We start from the raw sequence: 4,533 nt of genomic DNA, 5'->3' as shown, positions 1-4,533 counted from the left end.
ACTGGTCGCCATTAAGACCCGCGCGATGCAGCTTCAAGCCGGACATCCGCAACAGAAAGGCAGCCGGCGTGGGCCAGCGTATGCCTACAACATCAAGGCGTGCGCGACCGCGAGATTCTGATTGCCGCCCAGGCGGAGCGAAACTAGGAACAATTCGTCTCGCAATGGAAAGCGCGGTCGCCAAGAGCGGGCGCTTCAATTCGGCAAGACAACATGGCAGTCCGGCGACGCTTGCAGCCGACGCGTCACGCTTCGCCACGAGGTCGCCCGCGCCCGGGAACCATAATCGCAGTTGACGGCAACTTCCAGCCTGGCCAGTCCCGTTCCATGCAGCGTGCCACCCTGCTCGGGCCGGTCAAGGCCAAGCCTTGCGGTGCCCGCAAGTGCGGGCAGCCTTGACCGCCCCTGCGCGCCGCGGCTGCAAGATTGATGGCCGGGACGGAAGAATGACCTGCGCCGCGGCCGAACAAAAGAATGGACTTACGCGATTTCCAGCAAGCGTCATCTCGATAATGAAAAAATCGCTTGTCCATCTCATCCGTCGTCCGCAAGTCTTTCCAGTGCTCGGCCGGGAAGTCGTAGAACGCCAGTAGCGGTTGGCGGTCTTGTGCACCCAGCAGCGCTGCTCGCGCGTTTTCGGCCAGACCTCGCCGCAGAACCCGAGTGCGCCATCGGCAATGACGAGCCGGGGCGCCACGTCGAGCCCGCGCCGCTTCAGATCGAGCAGCAGATCGCGCCAGTCCTGGCGCGCTATCGCGGGCGCGATCGGTGAAGCCGACCAGTTCCTTGCGGCCTTCCGGGGTCGCGCCGATCAGCACCAGGATGCACTGCTTTTCGTCTTCGAGGCGCGCCTGGAGATGGATGCCATCGGCCCAGATGTAGACGTATCGCTTCGCCGACTGGTCGCGCTCCTGCCAGGCGGCGTGCTCATCGAGCCAACCGTGCTTCAGGCGGCCGATGGCGGATGCCGACAACCCGGCAGCGTCCTTGCCGAGCAGCGCCGCGCGCGCCTCGCAGAAGTCAACGCCGGCCGACATCAGCTTCAGGTAAAGCATCGGCACCAACGTCTCGATCGATTTCGAGCGGCGCATGTAGGGCGGCAAGATCGACGGAGAGAACCGGATGCGGTCGGGTCGGTCGCGCCGTCTCGCGATCGCGTACACTCGGCTGGCGGACGGCGACCGGACCGATGCCGGTCATCACCTCGCGCTCCGGCAGGTGACCGTGACGGACGACGCGCTGGTGGCCGTCCGGGGTATGGTAAGACGGCTGTGCGGGCGGGATACACCGCCGAGGGCATGAGCGTGAAGATCCGCCGCAAGACGCGGAACGAATGGTTGACGTTGAAGCCTCATACCCACGACGGGTATGTGAGCTGGGAGAGGTTCGAAGCGATCCGCGCGATGTTCAGCAGCAACGTTACCGCTGGTCGGCATCACGGCTCGCCCAAGCATGGAGACGCGCTGCTGGCCGGTCTGATCCGGTGCGAGCGCTGCGGCCGCAAGCTCACACTCCGGTACTCAGGCATGAAGCACCATATCCCGTGCTACAGTCGCAGCCGCGCTTGGATGAACAATGGCGGCGCTCACTGCATCGCCTTCGGAGGATTGCGCGTCGATGATGCAATCGAGGAAGCTCTACTTAGCGTCGTCGGCCCTGGGCGCTATCGCGCTGCAACCGCTGCCGCCGAGGAAGCCGGAGAACGACGGGATCAGGTGCGGGTTGCGCTCAGTCGCGATCTGGAGGCGGCGAGCTATGCCGCCGACGGGGCTTTCCGGCAACACGATGCCGCTGACCCCGCGAACCGGCTGGTGGCGAGTGAGCTTGAGGCGCGCTGGAACAGAGCGCTCGCTCAAGCGGCGGAGGTCGAGGACAAGATCGCATGCATGATGCGGCGACGCCCGGCCCTATTGCTGATCCAGCTTCGCTCGGCGTACTGGCCTCGAACCTCAAAACGGTCTGGGGTGCGCCGACGACGGATGCTCGCCTCAAGAAGCGCATTGTACGCACCCTCGTCCATGAGGTGTGGCCAATATAGATGACGCGGCGCCCGAGATCGTTCTCATCGTCCACTGGGTGGGTGGCGCTCACAGCGGGTTGCGATTGCCCAAGCGCCGGCGCGCACAGCGCAACAGCACTTCCGCCGATATTATCCAAGCCGTGCGTCAACTGGTGCTGATCGCCAATGACGATGTGATTGTCGGCCTCCTCAACCGAAACGGCCTCAAGACGGGCAACGGCAGTCGCTGGACCCGCGAGCGCGTTACATCAATGCGCTCGAGCTACCACCTCCCGGTGTTCAAGCCCGCCGATGACAGGATCGAACCCTGGCTCAACCTTAGCAACGCCGCAAAGCTCCTGAGGATCTTGCCCAAGACGCTCCGGCTGGCCGCTGAAGCCGGCGAAATCGAAGCCTTCCCTCCGCTATCGGACGGCCCGTGGATCTTCGCCCGCGCCTCCCTGATAACAACTGCCGCTCAATCTATCGCCGAACGAGCGCGACAGAACCCAAGATACCCGCGGGACCGCATCCCGATCAGCAAAGTCTCTTCTCTTCAACAAAATGGACAGACGGGTGTTCTGATGCGCGGTTGTAGTCTCTACGCCAATCCTCCATTTTCTGCCACGCGTCGTCAACGCTCAGGAACCAGTGCGTGTTCAGGCGCACGCTTCTGAACTTGGCGTTAAATGATTCGATGAAGCTGTTGTCCGTAGGTTTTCCCGGCCGCGAGAAATCCAGCACCACACCGTTCTGGTAAGGCCAGATAGCGAGATCGGTCGTGCGTTCGCGGCGGTACGCCAGGGCGCGGCAATCAAGGGGCCGCGATGGGTTGGGACTACGCCGCGATTTTGAAAGGCGGACCTAATACGGCGAGCGCACAAAAGCTGGTTGCGTTCTTGAATCGCGCGCAGATTGCGGCAGGTGGACTGAGGCTACCAATTATCCTGGACCAAATGCAAACCAGCTCAAGTACCTGTCGGCCGAGCTGATGTCGCAGGTCAGCGTAAATCCGGAGAACGCTTCGAAGGTCCTGGTCGAAGACATCGCCTGGCTCGTGGCCAAACGACCCCACGGCAAGACCAACGCGGATCACATCCAGGAGCGTTGGATTGCGTGGCGGACAACTTAGGTTCTATAGCAATCGGCTCCCAGCCCAACTCCTCTCCGGGAGACCAGCGGCTAATTCCATCTGCTGTTGTCTGACAGCATCTTTGTCGCTTGATATTCACGTGCCACTCGCGACGGTTCTGCGTTTTCGTCTTCCTTGAAGAATCGCCATGGCATAAGGTGCTCGATTTTGCTTTGAGGATGACCGGCGATCATGGATTCAAGCGTTTCGGCGATATAGGCGACGGGGTTTACATCGTTGAGCTTGCAGGCGGCCACGACGGAGGCGAGCAAGGCCCATTTTTCGGCCCCGACTTCATGACCGGCGAAGAGCGCGTTTTTTCTGCTCTGGCACGTCCCTTACATTCGCCCCCGGCTAATCGCACGGCCGCACTCAATGTAAAAAGCTTACTAGATGCTTCCTCAGTCCGAAATAGACCACCTCCAAAGGAGCCTTGGGGCGGGCGCCCAAATTGACAAGAAGCGGTCGCGTCGATGTTTGCCACCGATAATGCGCCGGAAAGGCCCACAACAGCCGGTGATCTTCCGGTCCTTACTTGCGGCTCAGCTCTCGAAAATTTGCAGCGCAACGGATTCAGTTCTTCGACAGAGAGGAAATATCATGTCCAAGCAGGATTCTGACCACCCCTCATTCGGTAACTTGAGCCGCCGATCACTGTTGAGGTCAAGCGCGGCCTTCTTAAGCCCACCTTTCCTGGCCGAGGCGACTAACGCATGGGTACAGGAAAGCTTGCCGGAAGTGGCGAAGTCGTAGTTTTCAGTTGGGGCGGCTCTTTCACGGACGGTGTTCGGCGAGATGTCTATGAGCCGTTTAAGAAGGCTACTAGAATAAATGTGGTTGATGTAGTTGCCGACCTAGCCGAGCCGCAGGTCAAGGCAATGCACGAGGCCGGTCGCGTAGATTGGGACATCGCCTATGTTGCGCCAATGAACTACCCAGAAATGCACGAAGCTGGGATATTCGTGCCGATCGATTATGGCCTTGGGAAATAGAGTCGCTTGAGAGCACGCCGGAGCACACAGGTTTCAAAGACGCAGTCGCGATTGAATCAATCGCAATGGTGCTCGCTTATAGTCGGCACGCCTTTCCGGACGGCGGGCCGCAACATCGGGTGGATTTCTGGAACGTTAAGAAGTTTCCGGGGCCGCGGGGCTGTTCGCCTCTACCGGTAAGTATAACATCCAGCTTGCCCTCGCTTCCGCCGGTGTCGCACACAAACACATCTAGCCGCTCACCGACGGCGAGCTCGAACGCGCATTCGAGAAGCTTAACGAAATTAAGCCACACATCTCCCAAGTCGTGGGTAAGCGCGAATTTCCCTGCACCTTTTGCTTTTGAGTGCTCTGATGCATGAGGTGTCCACCAAAATAGGTGGACACCTTGTGATGGCAGACGATGATCA

Annotated in this window: 4 protein-coding genes and 2 pseudogenes; 3 read left to right on the top strand and 3 right to left on the bottom strand. The window is 60.4% G+C overall.

Annotated features, from left to right (window positions below; genetic code table 11):
* Positions 1-527: 527 nt before the first annotated feature.
* Positions 528-1,257: pseudogene (locus tag IVB42_RS05575) on the bottom strand (transposase); the annotation flags it as partial.
* A 41-nt stretch (positions 1,258-1,298) separates the two neighbouring features.
* On the opposite strand from IVB42_RS05575, the gene IVB42_RS05570 reads away from it, so the two are divergent.
* Together IVB42_RS05570 and IVB42_RS05565 are read left to right on the top strand one after the other, a co-directional pair.
* On the top strand, positions 1,299-2,042 hold the full coding sequence (locus tag IVB42_RS05570) for a recombinase zinc beta ribbon domain-containing protein (RefSeq protein ID WP_247469829.1): 744 nt from the start codon (positions 1,299-1,301) through the stop codon (positions 2,040-2,042).
* Positions 2,026-2,676, top strand: coding sequence for a hypothetical protein (locus IVB42_RS05565; RefSeq protein ID WP_247469827.1), 651 nt, complete (start codon positions 2,026-2,028; stop codon positions 2,674-2,676). Before IVB42_RS05570 ends, IVB42_RS05565 begins: the two co-directional genes overlap by 17 nt.
* On the opposite strand, the pseudogene IVB42_RS05560 reads toward IVB42_RS05565, so the two are convergent.
* Together IVB42_RS05560 and IVB42_RS05555 are read right to left on the bottom strand one after the other, a co-directional pair.
* A pseudogene (locus IVB42_RS05560) lies at positions 2,591-2,773 on the bottom strand (transposase); the annotation flags it as partial. The gene IVB42_RS05565 and the pseudogene IVB42_RS05560 sit on opposite strands and share 86 nt — an antisense overlap.
* 408 nt (positions 2,774-3,181) lie before the next feature.
* A complete protein-coding gene (locus IVB42_RS05555; RefSeq protein ID WP_247469825.1) occupies positions 3,182-3,403 on the bottom strand; it encodes a transposase domain-containing protein in 222 nt (73 codons plus the stop codon).
* 441 nt (positions 3,404-3,844) lie between these two features.
* Between IVB42_RS05555 and IVB42_RS05550 the strand changes: the two genes are divergently transcribed.
* Positions 3,845-4,123 (top strand): hypothetical protein, encoded by a 279-nt coding sequence (locus IVB42_RS05550; protein ID WP_247469823.1) that lies wholly within the window; start codon positions 3,845-3,847, stop codon positions 4,121-4,123.
* Positions 4,124-4,533 lie beyond the last annotated feature (410 nt).

Source organism: Bradyrhizobium sp. 45, assembly GCF_023073155.1.
GTDB lineage: Bacteria > Pseudomonadota > Alphaproteobacteria > Rhizobiales > Xanthobacteraceae > Bradyrhizobium > Bradyrhizobium canariense_D.
Note: the sequence above shows the minus strand (reverse complement) of the source record. Positions and strands in the feature narration are given on the sequence as shown.

Bases quoted from the DNA above. Each gene is read 5' to 3' on its own strand.
- IVB42_RS05550 (WP_247469823.1), top strand. From the start codon at position 3,845: ATGGGTACAGGAAAGCTTGCCGGAAGTGGCGAAGTCGTAGTTTTCAGT.
- IVB42_RS05570 (WP_247469829.1), top strand. From the start codon at position 1,299: ATGAGCGTGAAGATCCGCCGCAAGACGCGGAACGAATGGTTGACGTTG.